The sequence below is a fragment of the Bacillus sp. FSL K6-0138 genome, from assembly GCF_037982765.1.
Lineage (GTDB): Bacteria > Bacillota > Bacilli > Bacillales > Bacillaceae > Bacillus > Bacillus glycinifermentans.
Map to the genome: position 1 here is coordinate 819,091 of NZ_CP150286.1, position 20,646 is coordinate 839,736.

The 20,646-nt window shown below is 50.9% G+C and carries 18 protein-coding genes and 1 pseudogene; 10 read left to right on the forward strand and 9 right to left on the reverse strand.

What is annotated here, in order from left to right:
* Position 1 precedes the first annotated feature (1 nt).
* The 10 genes and pseudogenes from MHB78_RS04535 (at position 2) to MHB78_RS04580 (ending at position 9,877) form a co-directional block, all read left to right on the forward strand.
* Positions 2–2,071, forward strand: coding sequence for a bifunctional rhamnulose-1-phosphate aldolase/short-chain dehydrogenase (locus tag MHB78_RS04535; protein ID WP_046129194.1), 2,070 nt, complete (start codon positions 2–4; stop codon positions 2,069–2,071).
* The gene (locus tag MHB78_RS04540) at positions 2,061–2,201 is read left to right on the forward strand and encodes a hypothetical protein (RefSeq protein WP_231947522.1); all 141 of its coding nucleotides are present in this window, start codon (positions 2,061–2,063) and stop codon (positions 2,199–2,201) included. Before MHB78_RS04535 ends, MHB78_RS04540 begins: the two co-directional genes overlap by 11 nt.
* Positions 2,164–2,512: pseudogene (locus MHB78_RS04545) on the forward strand (sensory rhodopsin transducer). Before MHB78_RS04540 ends, MHB78_RS04545 begins: the two are co-directional and overlap by 38 nt.
* Positions 2,505–3,725, forward strand: a complete 1,221-nt coding sequence (gene rhaI, locus MHB78_RS04550) for an L-rhamnose isomerase (RefSeq protein WP_046129195.1) — start codon at positions 2,505–2,507, stop codon at positions 3,723–3,725. The pseudogene MHB78_RS04545 and the gene rhaI overlap by 8 nt, the downstream one beginning before the upstream one ends.
* Complete coding sequence (locus tag MHB78_RS04555; RefSeq protein ID WP_046129196.1) at positions 3,722–5,212, forward strand: rhamnulokinase family protein; 1,491 nt, start codon at positions 3,722–3,724, stop codon at positions 5,210–5,212. Before rhaI ends, MHB78_RS04555 begins: the two co-directional genes overlap by 4 nt.
* 75 nt (positions 5,213–5,287) lie before the next feature.
* Positions 5,288–6,049 (forward strand): DeoR/GlpR family DNA-binding transcription regulator, encoded by a 762-nt coding sequence (locus MHB78_RS04560; protein ID WP_046129197.1) that lies wholly within the window; start codon positions 5,288–5,290, stop codon positions 6,047–6,049.
* A 69-nt stretch (positions 6,050–6,118) separates the two neighbouring features.
* A complete protein-coding gene (locus MHB78_RS04565; RefSeq protein WP_046129198.1) occupies positions 6,119–6,670 on the forward strand; it encodes a DJ-1/PfpI family protein in 552 nt (183 codons plus the stop codon).
* A gap of 103 nt (positions 6,671–6,773) precedes the next feature.
* Positions 6,774–7,067: a copper-sensing transcriptional repressor CsoR gene (csoR, locus tag MHB78_RS04570; protein ID WP_046129199.1), complete on the forward strand. Its 294-nt coding sequence runs from the start codon at positions 6,774–6,776 to the stop codon at positions 7,065–7,067.
* 87 nt (positions 7,068–7,154) lie between these two features.
* Entirely contained in the window at positions 7,155–7,364 is a 210-nt protein-coding gene (gene copZ, locus MHB78_RS04575; protein ID WP_046129200.1) for a copper chaperone CopZ, read from the forward strand.
* 77 nt (positions 7,365–7,441) lie between these two features.
* Positions 7,442–9,877, forward strand: coding sequence for a heavy metal translocating P-type ATPase (locus tag MHB78_RS04580; protein ID WP_046129201.1), 2,436 nt, complete (start codon positions 7,442–7,444; stop codon positions 9,875–9,877).
* Between the two features lie 147 nt (positions 9,878–10,024).
* On the opposite strand, the gene MHB78_RS04585 is transcribed toward MHB78_RS04580, so the two are convergent.
* The 9 genes from MHB78_RS04585 to MHB78_RS04625 all read right to left on the reverse strand — a co-directional run bounded on the left by MHB78_RS04585 (position 10,025) and on the right by MHB78_RS04625 (position 20,632).
* On the reverse strand, positions 10,025–10,876 hold the full coding sequence (locus MHB78_RS04585) for a tagatose bisphosphate family class II aldolase (protein ID WP_046129202.1): 852 nt from the start codon (positions 10,874–10,876) through the stop codon (positions 10,025–10,027).
* A gap of 26 nt (positions 10,877–10,902) precedes the next feature.
* Positions 10,903–11,361 carry a PTS sugar transporter subunit IIA gene (locus MHB78_RS04590; protein WP_046129203.1) on the reverse strand — a complete coding sequence of 153 codons (459 nt, stop codon included), beginning with the start codon at positions 11,359–11,361 and terminating at the stop codon, positions 10,903–10,905.
* Positions 11,362–11,367: 6 nt separating this feature from the next.
* Positions 11,368–12,771, reverse strand: coding sequence for a PTS fructose transporter subunit IIBC (locus MHB78_RS04595; protein WP_046129204.1), 1,404 nt, complete (start codon positions 12,769–12,771; stop codon positions 11,368–11,370).
* A gap of 14 nt (positions 12,772–12,785) precedes the next feature.
* Entirely contained in the window at positions 12,786–13,700 is a 915-nt protein-coding gene (pfkB, locus tag MHB78_RS04600; RefSeq protein WP_046129205.1) for a 1-phosphofructokinase, read from the reverse strand.
* An 87-nt stretch (positions 13,701–13,787) separates the two neighbouring features.
* Positions 13,788–14,573 (reverse strand): MurR/RpiR family transcriptional regulator, encoded by a 786-nt coding sequence (locus MHB78_RS04605; RefSeq protein WP_046129206.1) that lies wholly within the window; start codon positions 14,571–14,573, stop codon positions 13,788–13,790.
* A gap of 353 nt (positions 14,574–14,926) precedes the next feature.
* Positions 14,927–15,856 carry a metal ABC transporter substrate-binding protein gene (locus MHB78_RS04610; protein WP_046129207.1) on the reverse strand — a complete coding sequence of 310 codons (930 nt, stop codon included), beginning with the start codon at positions 15,854–15,856 and terminating at the stop codon, positions 14,927–14,929.
* Positions 15,857–15,884: 28 nt separating this feature from the next.
* Positions 15,885–16,745: a metal ABC transporter permease gene (locus tag MHB78_RS04615; RefSeq protein ID WP_046129208.1), complete on the reverse strand. Its 861-nt coding sequence runs from the start codon at positions 16,743–16,745 to the stop codon at positions 15,885–15,887.
* Positions 16,745–17,488: a metal ABC transporter ATP-binding protein gene (locus tag MHB78_RS04620; protein WP_046129209.1), complete on the reverse strand. Its 744-nt coding sequence runs from the start codon at positions 17,486–17,488 to the stop codon at positions 16,745–16,747. The genes MHB78_RS04615 and MHB78_RS04620 overlap by 1 nt, the downstream gene beginning before the upstream one ends.
* Before the next feature lie 210 nt (positions 17,489–17,698).
* Positions 17,699–20,632 (reverse strand): glycoside hydrolase family 3 protein, encoded by a 2,934-nt coding sequence (locus tag MHB78_RS04625; protein WP_046129210.1) that lies wholly within the window; start codon positions 20,630–20,632, stop codon positions 17,699–17,701.
* Positions 20,633–20,646 lie beyond the last annotated feature (14 nt).

Below are 20,646 nucleotides of genomic sequence, written 5' to 3' on the forward strand. Positions count from 1 at the left end.
TATGGTGGAATATTTATGGTCCGATGATCAAGCAACAGCATTGGCGCCGGGGCTAGACGAACTCGTATACCGCTCCAACCTGATCGGCTCTGACCGTTCCGTTTGCAATTGGGGCGGCGGCAACACGTCGATGAAAACGACGGAAACAGATTTTCGCGGCAGGAGCATCGACGTCATGTGGGTGAAAGGCAGCGGATCTGATTTGGCAAAAATGAAAGCGGTTAACTTTACCGGGCTGAGGCTTGACGATATCCGGCCGCTGATTGAACGCGAAGACATGACGGATGAAGACATGACAGCTTATTTATCACACTGCATGATCGATAAAAATCATCCGCGCCCGTCAATCGAAACGCTTTTGCACGCTTTTTTGCCGTTTCGGCATGTGGATCATACGCACCCGGATGCAATCATCAGCATTTGCTGCGCAGACAACGGAAGGCAAATTGCCGAAGAGATTTTCGGAGACCGTTTTGTCTGGGTGCCTTATGTAAGGCCGGGCTTCAAACTCTCGAAAATGATCGCCGAAGGAGTGAAACACAATCCGAAAGCCGAGCTTGTTTTAATGGAGAAGCACGGGCTCGTCACATGGGGTAAGACGTCTAAAGAATGCTATGCCCGGACGATTGCCGTGATTCGCGAAGCGGAAGATTATATCGAGCGACGTTCTGCCGGACATCAGCCATTCGGCGGACAGCAGCATGAACCGTTGCCGGCCCAAGAGAGAAAGCGCATCGTCGCCGACATCATGCCGGTGATACGCGGGGCCGTCAGCGATCAGAAGCAAATGCTCCTGACGTACTGCGATTCGGAAGATGTGCTGGAGTTCTCGGGCAGCAGAAAGGCCCCGGAGCTTTCGCAAATCGGCGCCGCCTGTCTGGATCACCTCGTTCATACAAAACGCGTCCCGGCGTATATCCCGTGGAAACCGGCGGAAGAGGATCAGAACCGCCTGATCGAATTGATAAAAACAGAGATTGCCAAATTTAAAGACGAATATAGAGCCTACTTTGAGAGAAACAAACAGGAAGGCGACGAAATGTTTGAACCTGCGCCCCGCGTCATCCTGATCCCGGGGCTCGGACTTGTCGCATCGGGAAAAAGCCTTGCCGCAGCAAAAGTGAGCAGGGATTTATACCGTCGGGCGATCGCCGTCATGAAAGGGACGGAAGCGCTGGGAAACTTTGTTTCTCTCAATGAAGAAGAATCCTACCGCATTGAATACTGGCCGCTTGAGCTCTACAAATTAACGCTCGCTCCTCCGGAAGCTGAATTTTCCCGCAAGACCGCTTTTGTGACGGGCGGCGCCGGCGGAATCGGCAGCGAGACGTGCCGCAGGCTTGCCTCCGTTGGGGCGCATGTCGTTGTCGCAGACATCAACATCGAAGGCGCAGAAAAAACGGCGCGGGCGATTAATGAACAATACGGCGAAGGCAGGGCGTCCGCCGTTAAACTGGATGTCACGAAAGAAGACGAGGTTCAGACGGCTTTCAGGGAAAGCGCTTTGCGTTACGGCGGCATTGACATCGTCATCAACAATGCCGGGCTTGCGACGTCAAGCCCGATCGATGAAACGAGTCTGCAGGAATGGAACTTGAATATGGACGTTTTGGGTACAGGATATTTCCTGGTCGCCCGAGAAGCTTTTAAACAAATGAAAAAACAAAACCTCGGCGGGAGCATGGTGTTTGTCGGATCGAAAAACTCGGTCTATGCCGGCAAAAATGCCGCCGCCTACAGCTCCGCTAAAGCGCTTGAAGTCCATTTGGCGAGATGCATCGCCGCAGAAGGCGGATCATACGGCATCCGCGTGAACTCTGTTCTGCCTGACGCCGTTCTGCAAGGGTCGGCGATCTGGGATTCGAAATGGCGCGAGGAAAGGGCTGCTGCCTACGGAATCGGGCCAGATGAACTCGAAGAGCATTACAGGAAGCGGACCGCTCTTTCCGTAAACATTTATCCGGCCGATATTGCCGAAGCGATCGCTTACTTTGCCTCGGGAAAATCGGCCAAAACGACGGGGTGCATGCTGACTGTCGACGGAGGCGTACCTGCCGCATTTGCAAGATAACCGAAAAGGCGGCAGAGGAGCCGCCTTTTTCAAAAACAAGGGGGAAACGGGAGATGAAAGGAGAGCGTCATTGGATCATTCCGGACGGATTTATCCCGCCGGCAAGCTCAGGCAGTCTGACGAGCCATGAATCGATATGTCTTAAATTGCAACGGGAAAGATGCACATCTTGCCATCACCGCCTTTTTCGAAGACCGTCCGCCGCTTGAGGGGATAGCCGAGACCGTCAAAGGAAGAAGAACAAAACATATTCGCACAAGCTCGCTTCAAGCATCGGGAGAACGGATTCCTGAAAATGTTCCGTATGCCATCGAAATCAAAAGCGATGTACCCGTGATCGTCCAGTACAGCAGGCTGGACGCCACCCAGCCTGAGCTGGCTTTAATGACGACGATGGCGTATCCGCTAACAACAAACAGGGGGATGAGTGTACATGAATGATCGTATTTACGCCGCATTTGAACAGCAGCAAAAAGACAGAGGGATCAATCTGTCTGAAGTAAAAGAAAAAATGAAAGCGCTTAAAATAGAAACGCCTTCATGGGGATACGGCGACTCGGGTACGCGCTTTAAAGTCTTTCAGCAGGAAGGCGTGCCGAGGAACCCATTCGAAAAAATGGAGGATGCAGCCGTCGTCCATAAGCTGACCGGCGTTTGTCCGACCGTTGCGATTCATATTCCGTGGGATCAGGTTGACGATTATTCCAAATTAAAAGCGCATGCCGAAGAACTCGGAATTGCAATCGGAGCAGTCAATCCGAACCTGTTCCAAGACGATGATTACAAATTCGGAAGCATCACAAACGCAAGCTCCGCTATCCGCAGAAAAGCGACCGCCCATCTGCTTGAATGCATCGATATCGCAAGGCAGACGGGGTCAAAGGAATTAAGCCTCTGGCTTGCCGACGGAACCAACTATCCCGGCCAGGCGGACATCAGAAAGCGGAAGCACTGGATGTATGAATGCCTTTCTGACATGTATGCTGCGCTTGAAGACGACATGCGCCTGTTGATCGAGTATAAATTTTTTGAACCGGCTTTTTACCATACCGATCTGGCGGATTGGGGAATGGCTTACAATCTCGCTCAAAAGCTCGGCCCGCAGGCTGAAGTGCTCGTAGACACCGGCCACCACGCCCAGGGCGTAAACATTGAACATATCGTCGCTTATTTGCTCGATGAACGCCGTTTGGGAGGCTTTCATTTCAACAGCCGCAAATACGCGGATGACGATTTAATCGTCGGTGCGCACAATCCGTATGAGCTGTTTCTCATTTTTTATCAAATTTTGGATGCTTTACAGGACTCTGACCAACATGTCAGGAAAACAGCCGAAAACATTGCATATATGCTTGATCAGTGCCACAATCTTGAACCGAAAATTCCGGCGGTGATCCGCTCGGTCATGAATGTGCAGACATACTATGCAAAAGCGCTTCTCATCAACTATGACGAAGTCAAAAAGGGGCAGGAAAAAGGTGATGTACTCGCTTGCGAGGCGGCCGTCCGCGAAGCGTTTGAAATCGATGTCAGACCGCTTCTGTATGCGGTGCGTGAGGAGATGAACGTTCCGGCCGAACCGCTTGCAGCTTATCAGGAAAGCGGATATGCGGATAAAATTCTGGCGCGCGGCAAAGGCGGTGCAAGCTGGTGACGATCCTCGCGTTTGATCTTGGGGCGGGAAGCGGCAGAGCCTTCAGCGGGCATGTCGACGGCGGACTGATTAAAGCGGAGGAAATCCACCGTTTCCCAAATCAGCCTGTGCAGGCGGGACGGCACCTTTATTGGGACATTCTCCGCCTTTTTCACGAAATCAAGCAAGGCATCTTAAAAGCGAAAAACGATTTCGGCCGCATCAGCTGCATCGGGATCGATTCGTGGGCGGTCGATTTCGGCCTCCTCGATCAAAACGGGGAGCTTTTGGGCAACCCATATCATTACCGCGATCCCCATACTGACGGTATTATGGAAGAAGTATTGGATGTCCTCGGCAAGGAAAAGATATTTTCGCACACAGGCATTCAGCTTTTGCCATTTAACACGATGTATCAGCTTTATGCGCTGAAAAAAGCAAAACCGTCCCTTTTGGAACGGGCAGAGACGCTTTTAATGATTCCCGATTTGCTGCGCTATTTTCTAACAGGCGAGAAAAAAAGCGAATTTACAAATGCAACGACGACCCAGCTTTTCAATCCGAACACCTCGGGCTGGGATTGGGAGCTGATCAGCCTTCTCGGTCTGCCGGCTGCGATTTTTCCAAAAGATTTCCTGAAGCCTGGCGATGAAGCGGGGCGGCTCATGCCGTCTGTATGCGAGGAACTGGGCGTCCCGGCAGCTCCCGTCATCGCCGTCGGCGAACATGATACGGCATCGGCTGTTGTAGGCATTCCCGCCGAAACAAAGGAATTCGCTTACTTCATTTGCGGGACGTGGTCGCTGATCGGGACCGAGCTTGATAAGCCGCTTATGACACAACAGGCGCTCGATTGGAACTTCACAAATGAGGGCGGCGTCGGCGGGACGTACCGCCTTTTGAAAAACATTATGGGGCTGTGGATCTTTCAGCGCTGCCAGGCGGATTGGGAGAAAGACGGAAAGCGGTATGCGAGCGGGGAGCTTGTGAAGCTTGCCGGACAGGCTGACGGGTTTAGGTCATGGATTGACCCGGATCATGAAATGTTCCTCAATCCCGTCAATATGCCTGAGGCGATCAAAGACTTCTGCCGAAAGACGGATCAAAACGTTCCGGAAACACCGGGTGCGATCATCCGCTGTGTGCTGGAGAGCCTTGCGTTGAAATACCGCTTTATCCTGGAACGGATCGAGGCGTTGACAGGGAAGGAATACGAGGGGCTTCACATGGTTGGTGGCGGCATTCGCAATGAACTGCTTTGCCAGTATACAGCGAATGTATTGGCGAGAAAGGTTTGGGCGGGTCCTTCTGAGGCGAGTGCGATCGGCAACATCGCGGTTCAGGCGATCGCACTCGGGATGTTTTGGGATGTTTGGGATGCGAGGCGGGCCATCAAGAAATCCTTTTCCCAAAAAACGTACGCTCCTAAAGATACAGCGGCCTGGGAGAAAGCGTACCGGCATTTTACAGAGCATATTTTAGGCGCTGCTGCCGGCGGAAAGCGTTAAAAACGTTTCCCGGTTCGGCGCTTATGCGCTATGATGGAAGAAACAGTGATTTTGCGTAGAGGAAGGAAGTAAAGGATGCTTGTAGCTGAAAGACATCAAAAAATCGTCGAACTTGTCAATCTGCGCTCGAGCGTACGCGTCACAGAATTGAGCGAGCTCTTTTCCGTGACGGAAGAAACGATCAGGCGCGATTTGGAAAAGCTTGAGAAAGAAAACAAGCTGAAAAGAAGCCATGGAGGGGCAGTCAGCGTACAGACAGAAGAGCCTGAAGTGCATTTTCGGGAGCGGGAAATTACGAATGTTGTCGAAAAAAAGATGATAGCCTATGAAGCGGTCAAGCTCGTAGAAAGCGGCGAACGGATCATTCTCGATGCCAGCACAACGGCGTGGTATATGGCCAAAACGCTGGAGAACATCCCTCTTACCGTTATTACCAATTCCGTCAGGGTGGCGATGGAGCTAAGCAAAAAGGACAAAATCACGGTGATCTCAAGCGGCGGGATGCTGCTTCCGCAATCGATGTCATTCGTCGGGCCGCTGGCGGAGAGATCCCTTGAGATGTACCATGTGAATAAAACCTTCATTTCGTGCAAAGGCGTCGACCCTGCAAGCGGACTTAGCGATTCAAACGAATGGCAGGCCCTTTTGAAAAAGCGGATGATCGATATCGCCGACCAAACGATTGTCATGGCGGACAGCAGCAAATTCGGCAAGCGGGCGTTTTCGCAAATCGATCAGCTTCGGGATGAGCACATGATTATTACCGATTCCGGCATCGACAAAGAATCGCTTGCCGCATTGAAGGAAAAAACAGAAGCCGTCACAATTGTCAGCTGAGCACTTGGTTTTCAAAAAAGGCGCGAATTGGATACAATAAAAGGGAAAATAAGAAAGGAGATGTTTTTGATGGCAAAAAAGGTATTGATTGTGACAGGTGACGCTGTCGAAGCGCTGGAAGTGTATTATCCGTACTACCGCTGTTTGGAAGAGGGCTTTGACGTAACGATTGCTGCGCCGAAAAAGAAAAAAATCCATACGGTCGTCCACGACTTCTTAGATTGGGATACATACACCGAAAAACCGGGCTATTTAATTGAGGCGCACGCATCGTTTGACGACATCGACCCTTCCGAATACGACGGCATCATCATTCCGGGCGGCCGCGCGCCTGAATTTATCCGGATGTATGACTCATTGTTAAAGATCGTCGCCCATTTCTTTGAGGAAAATAAGCCGGTCGGCGCCATTTGTCACGCAAGCCTGATTTTCACCAGCTTGAGAGAACATCTGAAAGGACGCGAGCTGACGGCTTACATTGCCTGCAAGCCTGAAGTCGAAGCCTCAGGCGCGACGTATATCGAAGAAAAGCTGCATGTTGACGGGAACCTTGTTTCAGGACACGATTGGTCCAATCTTCCCGAGTTTATGAGAGAATTTTTCAAACGCCTTAGAGGATAACCCCGAGCATTTGGGGTTATCTTTTTTAGACACGATCTGTGTTTACGTTTTATAATAGTATCATCGGTACAATTGGAAAGAATAATGAAAGTGAGGTGTCCCAATGTCGGAACATAAGCTGAATCCGAAAAGCTCAAAAGAAAAAGAGCAGATCACAAACCGGTTAAAAAGGATCGAAGGGCAAGTCAGGGGCATTCAAAACATGATTGAAAACGACCGCTACTGCGTCGATATACTCGTGCAAATTTCTGCGGTTCAGGCCGCGATGCAAAAGGTGGCGTTCAGCCTGCTGGAAAATCATACGCATCATTGCGTGGCCAATGCGATTCAAAGCGGAAAAGGCGAAGAAGCCATCGAAGAGCTGCTTGATGTATTTAAACGGTTTTCAAAATCGTGATGAAGAATGTTCTCTTGAAATACCCTACAGGGGTATGGTAATCTGTAATTGAGCAACATCAGAAAACCTTAGGGAGGTATTTGAATAATGGAACAAAAAACGCTTGATGTAAAAGGAATGTCCTGCAACCACTGTGTTCAGGCGGTTGAAGGAAGCGTCGGAAAATTGGCCGGCGTCGAATCCGTCAAAGTCGATTTGGCCGGCGGAAAAGTTGATGTTTCATTTGATTCTGCTAAAGTATCACTGAAAGAGATCGCTGATGTGATCGAGGATCAAGGGTATGATGTCGAAGGATAAGGGAAAACGCGCGCTTTTCAAGCGCGGTTTTTTCTGCTGAATATATACCCGATAGGGGTATATAAGGAGTGAACGATATGAGCGAACGCAAAGAAGCTACACTTCAAATATCAGGAATGACGTGCGCCGCGTGTGCGGCCCGAATCGAAAAAGGCTTAAAAAAGCTTGACGGGGTTGAGGATGCAAATGTGAATTTGGCGCTGGAAAAATCGAAAATCGTCTATGACCCGGCGCAAATCGGAGTCGGACAGCTGGCTGAAAAGGTTGAATCGCTCGGCTACCGCGTACCGGCCGAAAAAGCCGAGTTTGCGATTTCGGGAATGACATGCGCCGCCTGCGCGAACCGGATCGAAAAACGGCTGGAAAAACTGCCGGGCGTAGAGAGCGCACCTGTCAATTTTGCCCTTGAAACAGTGTCGGTTGCATATCTTCCCGGAGCCTTGATTGTCGATGATATGAAAGAAGTTATCGAAAAGCTCGGCTACAAGCTTGAATTAAAAGAAGACCAAAGCGCGGACGGCGCTCTTGAGCAGCGGAAAAAAGAGATTCAGCAACAGACAGGAAAATTCATTTTTTCCGCGATTTTGTCTTTTCCGCTGCTTTGGGCGATGGTCAGCCATTTCAAATTCACGTCATTTATTTGGCTGCCCGGCATGCTGATGGATCCGTGGGTGCAATTGGCCCTGGCTACGCCGGTACAATTGATCGTCGGCAGACAGTTTTACGTCGGCGCCTATAAAGCGCTGCGGAACAAGAGCGCCAACATGGATGTCCTCGTCGCGCTCGGGACGTCGGCAGCTTATTTTTACAGTCTTTATATAAGTATTGCAAGCCTCGGAACCAATCGGCATCCGGAGGGTCTCTATTATGAAACAAGCGCGATCCTGCTGACGTTGATCGTCTTGGGTAAGCTGTTTGAAGCGAAAGCGAAAGGCCGTTCATCCGAAGCGATCAAGAAGCTGATGGGGCTGCAGGCCAAAACAGCGACCGTCATCAGAAACGGCGAAGAAATGACAGTGCCGATCGAACAAGTGCTGGCAGGCGACATCATGCTTGTCAAACCGGGAGAAAAAATTCCGGCTGACGGAGAGATCGTCGAAGGCCGCTCAGCGTTGGATGAATCGATGATTACCGGTGAAAGCATCCCCGTCGACAAAGCGGCTGGTGATAAAGTCATCGGCGCTACGATGAATAAAAACGGCTTTTTGAAAATCAAAGCCGAAAAAGTAGGGAAAGACACGGCTTTAGCGCAGATTATCAAAGTGGTCGAAGAAGCGCAAGGATCAAAAGCGCCGATTCAACGGCTTGCCGACCGGATTTCCGGGGTCTTTGTGCCGATTGTCGTCGCGATTGCCATCATCACGTTTTTCGTCTGGTATGCGTTTGTCAGTCCCGGCGAATTCAGCACGGCGCTTGAAAGTCTGATCGCTGTGCTCGTCATCGCATGTCCGTGTGCGCTCGGGCTGGCAACGCCGACGTCGATTATGGCTGGTTCCGGACGGGCAGCCGAATACGGCATTTTGTTTAAAGGCGGGGAGCATTTAGAGACGGCTCACCGCATCGATACGGTCGTTCTCGATAAAACGGGAACGGTCACAAACGGAAAGCCGGAGCTTACGGATGTACGCCCTGCATCATGGCTGAATGAGACCGAGTTTCTCAAATTGGCCGGCTCGGCTGAAAACCGTTCCGAGCATCCGCTTGCCGAAGCGATCGTTGAAGGTGTCAGACAAAAAGGGATCGATATCATCGATGCAAGCAGCTTTGAAGCGATACCCGGATACGGTATTAAAGCAACCGTCGGCGAACAGCAGGTGCTGATCGGGACGAGACGCCTCTTCGAACGGCAGGGGATCGATGTCTCAAGCGTTCTCGGCGAGATGGAGAAGCTCGAAGGACAAGGGAAAACGGCGATGCTTGCGGCCGTCGGCGGCCGGTATGCTGGATTGATTGCTGTGGCGGACACGATCAAGGATACGTCAAAAGCAGCGATCAAAAGGCTCAAAGGTATGGGGCTTACGGTCGTCATGATCACCGGAGACAACCGCCGGACGGCTGAAGCGATTGCCGCCGAAGCGGAAATTGAGCATGTGGTAGCCGAGGTGCTCCCTGAAGGGAAAGCGGAAGAAATCAAAAAGCTTCAAGCACAGGGGAAAAAAGTCGCGATGGTCGGCGACGGCATCAATGATGCACCCGCCTTGGCGGCGGCCGATACCGGAATGGCGATCGGCACAGGGGCAGATGTCGCAATGGAAGCGGCTGACATTACGCTGATCCGCGGCGATTTAAACAGCATCGCCGACGCGATCATGATGAGCAAGCTCACGATCAAAAATATTAAACAAAACCTGTTCTGGGCGTTCGCTTACAACAGCATCGGCATTCCGTTCGCCGCGCTCGGATTTTTGGCCCCGTGGGTTGCCGGCGCTGCTATGGCGTTCAGCTCTGTATCGGTTGTTCTCAATGCCCTCAGACTGCAAAAGGTGAAACTCGATTGGAGGAATCCGTCTTGAAAAACAGAAACGTGCTGATCTGGGCCGTTTCGGCGATCGTTTATATCGGGCTTGTGATCGGCGTGTACAGCATGTTTTCAGGCTAAATAGAGAATAAAAGAAAAACAGGCGCGCGAAACAAGCGGGCCTGTTTTTTTGTTTGTACCGTTAATATCTTCCGTTGCTCATGCACATATTGATTTTTTCTTCGACGATCTTTTTCATCGCTTCTTTCGCGGGAGCCATATATTTTCTCGGATCGCTCGCATCGGGATGTTCGTTTAGAAAACGGCGCAGCTTATCGGAAAACGGGATTTTTAATTCTGTCGCGATATTTACTTTGGCACACCCCAGTTTGATGCACCTTCGCACGTCTTGTTCAGGAATGCCTGATGCGCCGTGCAGCACGAGCGGGATCGAGACGCGTTTTTGGATGTCGGCCAGCCGGTCAAAATCGATTTTCGGCTCTGACGCATAAAGGCCGTGGGCAGTGCCGATCGCAACGGCCAGCGAGTCGATCCCTGTCCTGTCGACAAATTCCTTCGCCGCATCCGGATCGGTGTAATACGCGTCCGCTTCATCCACGACAAGATCGTCTTCCTGTCCGCCGAGCCGTCCGAGCTCCGCTTCGACGGTGGCGTCTTTTTGCTTTGCATACTGAACGACTTTCTCTACGATTGCGGCATTTTCTTCAAACGGATGATGGGAAGCATCGATCATCACAGACTTCGTTCCCAACCGCAAAGACTCGCGAATATCATCGATTTCTTCGTGGTGGTCAAGATGGAGGGCGACCGGGATCGTGCAGCGCGCTGCTGCGGTCTCTGCAATCGCCTGGATGTAATCGCGGCCGGCATAGCTGAATGTTCCCGGTGTAGCCGCAAGAATCACGGGAGACCTGAGGGCTTCCGCCGTTTCTGTCACAGCCTGCACGGTTTCGAGATTATGAATGTTGAAGGCTGGGACAGCATAGCCGTTTGCCTGTGCGTCCAGCAGCATTTTCTTCGTATTTGTCAGCATTCCGATTCCTTCTTTCTTAAAAGAATTTAAGATAAATAGCTTGCGATGGTGTGCTGGATGTCTTCAGAGCTCTCCGCCTTGAGCAGAAGTTTCCTCACGTCTTCGTGAACGAGCATGCGGGACAGGGATGACAACAGATTCAGATGCGTGCTGTTCGCCTCGGCATCAGGGACGAAAAGCGCAATGATAAACGTGACTGGGCTTCCGTCAAGAGAGTTCCATTCGATCCCTGTTTCATTTTTGATGATCAATACGGCCGGTTCTGTGATATCCTCAAGCTTTGCGTGAGGAATGGCGAATCCGTCGATAAAACCGGTCGTGCTTTCTGATTCCCGTTTCAAAAGTCCGTGAACGACGGCTTGTTTTGTTGCGGCAACCCCTGATTCGAAAGCAATCTGAGCGAGCCGGTCAAAAGCTTCGGCTTGCGTGGACAATGTTTCATGTAGATAGATGTGTTCTTTTTTAAAAAAAACTGCTGTGTTCATGTTCGATCAGCCTTTCTCCGTTTTTTCATATATCCGTTTTTGATAAAAGCCGTACAAGAATGCCCCGATGAGCGATCCGATGATAATCGACAGCACCCATTGAAACGCTCCGTTTACGACGGGAAGGACGAGGAATCCGCCGTGCGGGGCCGGGACTTGAACGGCGAACGAATACGTTAAAATGGCCGATACCGACGAACCGATCATCAAAATCGGGATGACAGGGATCGGTTTTTTTGCGGCGAACGGGATTGCACCTTCGGTAATATGGGTGGCGCCGAGTATAAAATTGACAAGACCCGCATTCCGGTCCTGCTGGCTGAAATACTTCCGGAAAAACAAAGTCGCAAAAGCAATGACGAGGGGCGGTGTGATGCATGCGGCTGAAACGCCTGCCATAAAATATTGGTTCCCTTCGGCAAGCAGCGCGGTGCCTGTGACGTACGCCGCTTTATTGACCGGTCCCCCCATGTCAAACGCGGACATACAGCCGATGATAAGGCCGAGAATGACGGGGTTCGCTCCTTGAAAATCGGCTAAAAAATCCTTCATGCCTTCATTGATGGCGGTCATCGGCTCCACTAATACGAACATTACGGCTCCGATAAGGAAAATGCCGAGAACGGGATAAAGAAAGATCGCTTTTAATCCTTCAAGAGATTGCGGCATGTTTTTCAATACATAGGATAGGACGAAGATGATCAGCCCGGCTAAAAACCCGGAGACGATTCCGCCCAAAAAGCCGGCTCCGCCCGTGCTTGCGATCATTCCGCCGATAAAGCCGACGATCAGCCCGGGGCGTTTGGCCATCGAATCGGCGATATACGCCGAAAGGATCGGAACCATCAGCTGGAAGCCGAAGGCCCCCGTCTTGTTTAACAGTTCGGCAAACGCATTGTAGCTTGGATGCTTAGGATCGGCAGAATGGATGCCGAAGAGAAACGAAAGCGCGATCAACACCCCGCCGCCGACGACAAACGGGAGCATGTGGGAAACGCCGTTCATCAAATGTTTATATATTTTCCGCCCCGCCGAACCGGACTCGCTGACATTGATGTCAGCTTCCGTTTTTTCGGCTTCTTGCTTGCCGTAGACCGGCGCTTTTCCGTCGATAATCGTCTGAATGAGCGCCTCCGCATCCCGGATTCCGCGGGCGACGGGAACGTCGAGGACGGGCTTGCCTTTAAAACGGTCGGCGCCCACATCCTTGTCCGCGGCAACGATTACACCGTCGGCCTGTTTGATGTCGGCAGCCGTCAGCTCATTTTGGACGCCGACCTGGCCGTGGGTTTCCACTTTGATGTCGACGCCAAGCTTCGCGGCGGCCTGTTTTAAAGCCTCTTCCGCCATAAACGTATGGGCGATACCGGTCGGACAGCCTGTCGCAGCGATGATTTTGATGTTTGCCATGCTGAAAACCTCCTTTATAAATGGGTGATCCTGATTTGTGAAACCGTCTCATCAAGCCTGGATAAATCGCCGAGCCCTTTTGAAAATGCCGTCAGCGCTCCTGCGGCAGACGCCTGTTTTAAAGCGTCTTCAAGAGGCATGCCGAGCTCCTGTTTGCCGATGAACACTGCCAGCATCGCGTCGCCCGCACATGCGGTATTGACGACTTTGCCTTCGGCGGATGTCACCTTTAATGTCTTGCTTCGGTCAAAATATATTGCGCCGTCTTTTCCGCGGGTGACGAGGACCCGCTCGGCTCCCCGGGTGAGAAGCTTGCCTCCGTAACTGATCACTTCTTCTTCTGACAACGCTTTCTTTTGTCCGAAAAAAGCGGCCAGCTCCTGTTCGTTCGGCTTGATCAGGTAAGGGCGGTACGGAAGGCAGTCGAGAAGCGCCGGCGAGCTGATATCCAACACGAGCTTTATCCCCCGCGTTGCGGCAATGTCGGAAAGAACAGGATAAATGCTTTCCCGGATGCCTTTTGGAAGGCTGCCGGAAATGAATAAAAAATGCCCTGAGGGAATCTTCCGTATTTTATCAATCAATTCTTGCGTCTTGGTTTCTGATATGAACGGGCCTTTGTTGACGATTTTGAATTCGCGGTCTGAGTTGATAAAAATATTAATCCGGGAAATGCCGTCAACCTTTACAAAATCGGTCGCGATGTTTTCTCTCTTCAGCTCATCTTCGATAAATCGCCCCGTGAACCCGCCCGTAAAGCCGAGCGCCGTATTGTCGAGGCCGAGGCGCTTGAGCATAAAAGAAATATTGACGCCTTTTCCGTTTGGCTGGTAATCTTCATCTTTCGTGCGGTTGACAATATCGGGAAGCAAATCGTCTGTTTCAACAAACAGATCAACGGCGGTATTCATCGTGCATGTATAGATCATGTTGTTCCCCCCTTTATCTATGTGACTTCACAGACATTATGTCACAGATAAAAGGGGGAATGTTTACAGGTTGTGTAAAGGTTTTCATCAAGACGTTTCATGCGATGTGCGAATCACGTATGAATCGAGCATAATGCGGGAGAGGACTTGCAGGGGCAGGCGGGAGCGGACTTCATAATCAGGAAAAAACGATTGTTCTCCTTTGAAACCGATGAGTACGATCTCCGACAGTTTGGCGAGCCGCGAGTCGACTCTCGTCGTCAATGTGATAGAAGAGATCGATTGCACTTTGAAATTTGTAGCAGCTTCGACCAGTTCTTCCGTTTCGCCGTTCAATGAGACGAATAAGCCGAGATCCTTTTTGGTGAGCGTTTTCGATTTGCCCCTGATGATGTTCGGATCGCTGTGCATCTCGACGTTTTTTCCGAGCAGCTGAAGCTTGATGGTCATCTCTGTGCCGATCATTTCAGACAAGCCTCTTGCAAAAATATATATTTTGTCGGCATTGCTGATTTTTTGAATGGCATCCTCAATAAGACCGATATCGAGCATTTTGATCGTGTCGAGGACCTCCCGTTCATTTTTGAGCACAGCCTGTTTGATTTGGCTGTCGATGTCATCCATGAGGGGAGTATGTCCGAGCTGATGACTTTCCTTTAATGCATATTTAAAAGAAGTGTATCCGTCATAGCCAAGCTTTTTCATTAACCTGACGATCGTGGCTGTTGAAACATTGGCATTTTCGCTTAATTTGACGATGGACTGGGTTGAGATCAGGTCAAGGTGCTGATAAATATACTCAAGCAGGTGCCGTTCCGAATCGCTGAGCGTATGATATGTGTCAGAAGTCATTTGAAACAAGCCGTCTTTCATGTTCAAAACCCCCTTTTATAGTCATATTGTATCAGTTTGAAAGGGGGAGAAGGCGAAAAAAACAAAATAAAAAACCCGGTGCTAGCGGATGTCTTCGGCATACGGGCTGTTTCGCGTCCCCGACAGAACGGCGGATTGCACATGGTTTGCGCACTCCTTGTCCTAGCCGATGCGTTCGGCCATCATGCCTGCATCTCCTTCTATTACACATTTGTCAAAGACTTGCTGCAGCGCTGAAGGCACTCCAGGCATGCTATGATGCATTCAGCATAGGATTCATTTTCCGTTTCTTGTGCCTGGTACTCTGCATAAGCGTTTCTGCAAAAGAAAAAACCTGCTGTTAAAGCAGGTTGTCACCCGGCGAGTCCTTTATGGATGCGATCAATGTTTTCTTTCATCATTTTATAATACGAATCTCCCGCCTCGCCCGGTTTGCCGATGGAATCGGTAAATACTTTTCCTTTGATCGGCACGCCGGTTTCGGCTGACACGCTTTCCATGCTGCGCGGATCAACGCTTGTCTCTACGAATAAAGCCGGAACCTTCTTTTTCTTCACCGTGTCGACGATTTTTTTCATCTGCCCAGGAGTGCCTTCGTTTTCTGTATTAATTTCCCAAATATACCGGGCGTCCACACCGTATGCCGAAGCAAAATATTTAAAAGCGCCTTCGCTTGTCACGAGGATGCGGCGATCTTCCGGTAGGTCCTTAAAGCGGTCTACCGCTTCGTCGTGGAGCTTTTCGAGCTTTTCGATATATGCCGCCGCGTTTTTTTCGTAGTCTTCTTTATGGGCGGGGTCGTTTTTCATCAGCGCATCACGCGCGTTTTTTGCATATTGAATCCCGTTTTGAATGTCGAGCCAGGCGTGCGGATCTTCTTCCGTTTCTTTCCCTTCAGATGTGAGGTGCTTTGCCTGAACGCCTTCGCTCAGCTTGTAGACAGGGGCGTCATCGCCCGCTTTTTCGGCCGTTTCAAGGAGCTTCGTAAACCAGCCGTTTCCTGTTTCGAGATTAAGGCCGTTGTAAAAAACAATATCGGCATCCGCCGTCTTTTGGACGTCTTTTGGCAGCGGGTCGTATTCGTGCGGATCGGTGCCGACAGGGACGATGCTGTGCAAATCGATGTGACCGCCTCCGACGTGTTTGACGATGTCATACAGGATCGAATAGGTGGTCACGACCTTCAGTTTTCCGTTTTCTCCACTGCTGCTTTTTGAGGAGCAACCGGCGGCGAGAAGCAGAATGACGGCTGCCAGAATCGCTAATTTTCGCTTGAACTTCATGTTTGGATTTTCCCCCTTTGTTTTTAGATTAATTTTGGAGCGCCGCTCTTTTTCTTCTTGTTTTCAACGACCTCCACAGGATGCCTTGTTTTAGCGAAAACATAAAGGCGAGGCCGAACAGGATCGTAGCAACCAGCACGATCGCCGCTCCTGATGAAAGGTTGTATGTGTAGCTCAGTCCAAGGCCGATGACCGCTGACAAAGCGCCGAAGAAAGCGGCCAAATAGATCATCACCCACAGCCGGTCGGTCAATAAATAGGCGGTCGCGGCAGGAGTGATCAGCATCGCCACGACGAGAATGATGCCGACGGTCTGGAGCGATGCGACCGTCACCATCGTCAAAAGCGCCATTAAAAAGTAGTGGATCAGACGGTTCGGCAAACCGTAGACGGCGGCCATCGTCGGATCAAACGAGGTGATCAAGAGCTCTTTGTAGAACAGAAAGACGGCTGAAAGGATCACGATCCCGATCGCAAGCGTGACCCACATATCTGATGAACGGACGGCCAGAACGTTGCCGAATAAAATGTGATACAGGTCGCTTGAGCTTTTTACAAGGGTGATCAAGATGATGCCGACCGCGAAAAAGGCCGTAAATACGATGCCGATGGCCGAATCGTTTTTGATCCGGCTGTTTTGGCTGACATAGCCGATCCCGAGTGCGGTCAGGATGCCGGTAAACACGGCTCCGAAGAAAAAGTTGACACCGAGCATATAAGAGATCGCGACACCGGGCAGGACCGCGTGCGAAATGGCGTCGCCCATAAGCGCCATTCCGCGCAGGATGATAAAACAGCCGATCACCCCGCATATGACGCCGACCATGATCGACGTGAACAGCGATTTTTGCAAAAAAGAGTATTCCATCAGACCGTTTATGAATTCCATCAGATCGCCCCCCGTTTCGTCTGGAGAAATGGAAGCTGGGCTTCATAGGCTTTCATCATGACTTCAGGATCGAGAATGTCTGAGACAGGGCCTTTTTGAATCAGCTTTTTGTTCAGCAAGATCAGTTCATCGAAGTAGCTGTCCGCTTTCGTCAGATCGTGATGGACGACGAGGACGGTTTTTCCTTGGTCGCGCAGCTCCTTTAAAATCGCGACGATCGTCTCTTCGCTTGTCACGTCAATGCCGACGAACGGTTCATCAAGGCAAAACAGCTCGGCTTCTTGAGCGAGCGCCCGCGCGAGAAACACGCGCTGCTGCTGTCCGCCCGACAGCTCGCCGATCTGGCGCTTTGCGAAAGCCTCCATCCCGACTTTTTCCAAGCAGTGATGCGCCCAATCTTTGTGGCGTTTTTTCGGACGGCGGAGAAGCCCCAGCTCAGGGTATGTGCCGAGTAAGACCGTATCGAGGACATTGATGGGAAATGTCCAATCCATGTCATTTCGCTGGGGAACATAGGAGACGCCCTTGCGAACGTTTTTCAAAGGTCTTTCAAGGAGACGCACTTCGCCTTTATCTCTCGGAATCAAATCGAGTATCGCTTTCAGAAGCGTCGATTTGCCGGCGCCGTTCGGCCCGATGATTCCGGCCATTTTCCCTTGTTCGATCGAGAAATTGATACTTTGAAGCGCCTCAGTACCGTGGTATGACACGTATAAATCCCTAACGGTGAGAGCGTGTTTCATAGCTTTGTAGGAACTCCTTTCGGTGTGAAATTATCTTTATCCAATAATTTTAGCTTGGCAACTCTTTTGTTACCTTAGGACATTTTTTTTACCTAATGCAACTTTTGCTTGAATTTTAATACAGATCCTTCGACTTGTAAAGTTCAAAAATTTCTAAATAAAGGACGAAAGCCATGCAGGAAGCGCTGCATGGCTTTGTAAATTTTTTCTTCACCGGTGAAATTGAAACGTATCAAGCGCCGTTTTTCCTTTAAAAACGAAATAAACGTCGCGGGTGCCTGTCGTTTTGGAGAGCTGGGCTTTGATGGTTTTCCAGTTTTCAAGGCCGGAGGTGTCGGGGACGTTCAGCGAACCGATCTTTTTCCCTTTCACCGGACGATCCAGATAAATATCGATGTTTCCGCCGCCTTTGCTTGACACAGCAGCTTCAAAGCGCTTTTCTCCTTTCAAGCGTACATGGCGGAAGGCGATCCAGGAATTCTCTGTTTCGCTTTTGACCGCGTCACCGCCGCGTTTCGCTTCTTCCGTGATCCGAACGCCTTCGTAGTCATCGTAATTTTCGGCTTTCGTCTTTTGGCGCAAATGTCGCTTTGGAATGTCTTCGCCGTGAACCGGAATTCGTTTCGTCAGGCGGATATCCTTTGAGGAGCTGCCGATATTGATGCTGTACGGGCCTTTTTCGACGGCGAATTTTTCTCTTGTCACGTCCCAAAAAGCGAGATCCGTTTGCTTTAGCTTAAATGTGACCGTTTTCGTTTCGTCAGGCGAAAGGGTGATGCGCTGGAAGCCTTTTAAGTCCTTCCTCGGCTGTTTGACCCTTGTTTTAAAACCGGGCGCGGTATAAAGCTGAACGACTTCATCGCCTGTTCTCTTTCCCGTGTTTGTGACCTTGAAGCGAATCGTGACGGTTCCGCTTTTTTTAAGGCTTTCCGGGGAAACCGTCAAGCCGTGATAGCGAAACGATGTATAGGACAATCCGTGGCCGAACGGATACAGCGGCCGTCCGTCAAAATATTTATATGTCCGCTTCCCTTTCATAATGTCGTAGTCCATCATATCGGGCAGATCCTTGACGGATGCATGCCACGTCTGCGTTAATCGCCCTCCGGGAGCTTCATCGCCGAAGAGGATGCCTGCGAGCGCACTGCCTGCTTCCTGTCCGCCGTGTGACGTATACAAAATTGCGGGGACGTGTTTATCGGCCCAGTTCAGCGCGAACGGATAGCTGCTTGTCACGACGAGCACGGTGTTCGGATTCGCTTTTGCGACGGCTTTTATGAGCTCTTCCTGTGCGGGAGGGAGTGCGATGTCATTGCGGTCCTGGGTTTCCCTGCCGTTGATATAAGGATTGTTTCCGGCAAATACGACGGTCTTGTCGGCTGCTTTTGCCAATTCCGCGGCTTCCTGGACTGCGGTTTTGACGACGGTTTTTTCGAATTTTTCCGCCGCTGTCAGAGGTGCATCGGCGGAGGCCGTTAGTGTTCCGTCTGTCTCGGCTTTGATGTATTTGCCGTTCGCGGTGTTTTTCATGACGTACGTCCCGTCAGGCTGTTTTTCAAGCTGAAAGGTTTCTTTGACCGTCCAGCCGTTTGGCTGCTTTTGGTCGGGTATTAAGCGGCCGTCATCCTGAAGCGATACGTAGCGGCCGTTCGCTTGGGCGCGAAACGTGTGTACGCCGTCTCCCCAGTCGGCCAAATCGAATGTTTCGTGTTTTTTCAATTCAGACGCATCTGCTGTGAGCGGCTTTTTTCCATTTTGATCCGCTGTTACGAATTTTCCCGTCAGCACCGATTTGAATCCGCTCTGTTCGATTCCTTCCGCGAAGGAGACGCGTTTTTCGCCGATTTTGTCTGTTATGCCGTCAAGCGGGGTTACTTGATAAGGCATCGTCCCGCTGTACCAATCCTCATAGAGCACATTCCCGAACGGGCCGATCACCGCGATGTTTTCATCTGCACGAGGGTTGAAAGGGAGCAGTTGTTTGCTGTTTTTGAGCAGCACGATCGATTTTTCCGCGGTTTTTTTCGCAAGCTTTTGGTGCGCCGGGCTGTTGATGACGTCATCTGTCAGGCGGCTGTACGGACTCAGCTCATCGGGATCGAATTCGCCCGTGCGGAAGCGGATGCTGAACGTGTTTTTCAAGGCATGATCCAAGTGTTTTTCAGAAATCAGCCCTTTTTGTAAGGCGCCCGTGAGCGCGGCCTTTGTCAGCGCGGGATTTTCTCCCTGGTCTGTGAAGCTGTCGATGCCCGCTTTCAGAGCATGTGCGTGTGCTTCTTCGTGGTTATCGTAATAGTGGTGATCATTGACGATCCCGGACGGGTCAAACGCGTCGCTGACGATAAAGAAGTGCTTTCCCGCCCACTTATTTTTGACGGTGTTTTTTAGAAGCGGACTTAAAATGGCGGGCTTATCATTGACCGAATTGTAAGCGGGCATCAAGCCGTATGCAGCTTTTTCAGAAATCACCGTTTGAAACGGCTTGATGTAATATTCGTGCAAATTCCGAGGATCGATGCTGGAAGAGCTGAAACCCCGGTCTGTTTCATTGTTGTAGCCGAGAAAATGCTTCAATGTTGGAACCGTTTTCAAATAAAAGGGGTGGTCGCCCTTTAAGCCTGACGCATAGGCGGATGCTATTTTTCCGGTTAAAAAAGGGTCCTCTGAATAGCCTTCTTCATTTCTTCCCCATCTCGGATCCCGCAGCAAATCGACGACAGGGGCCCATACATTGACCCCGTTCGCTGCAGGATGAAGATGGTGAAACCCGCGGACTTCATCTCCGACCGCAGAGCCGGCCTGCTTGATCAAAGCCGGGTCCCAGGTGTGCGCAAGGCCGACAGCCTGGGGGAAAACGGTCGCTTCTCCGAGCCAGGCGACGCCGTGCAGCGCTTCTGTACCCGTTTTGAAAGCGGGGATTCCGAGGCGGGGAATCGCAGGCTGATACTGGTGCATGAGCGATACTTTTTCATCAGGCGTAAGCCGCGATACGAGGTCTGCAACCCTTTTTTCCACGGAAAGGCCGGGGTTTTGAAACGGGTAGTCGTACGCCTGCTCCGGTTTAGCCGCCGCGGGGTGCGGCAGGCTGAAACCGAGGGCGGAAACGATGATGCATACCGCTGTTATGCGGACTTTTTTCAGCATGGTTTCACTCCTTT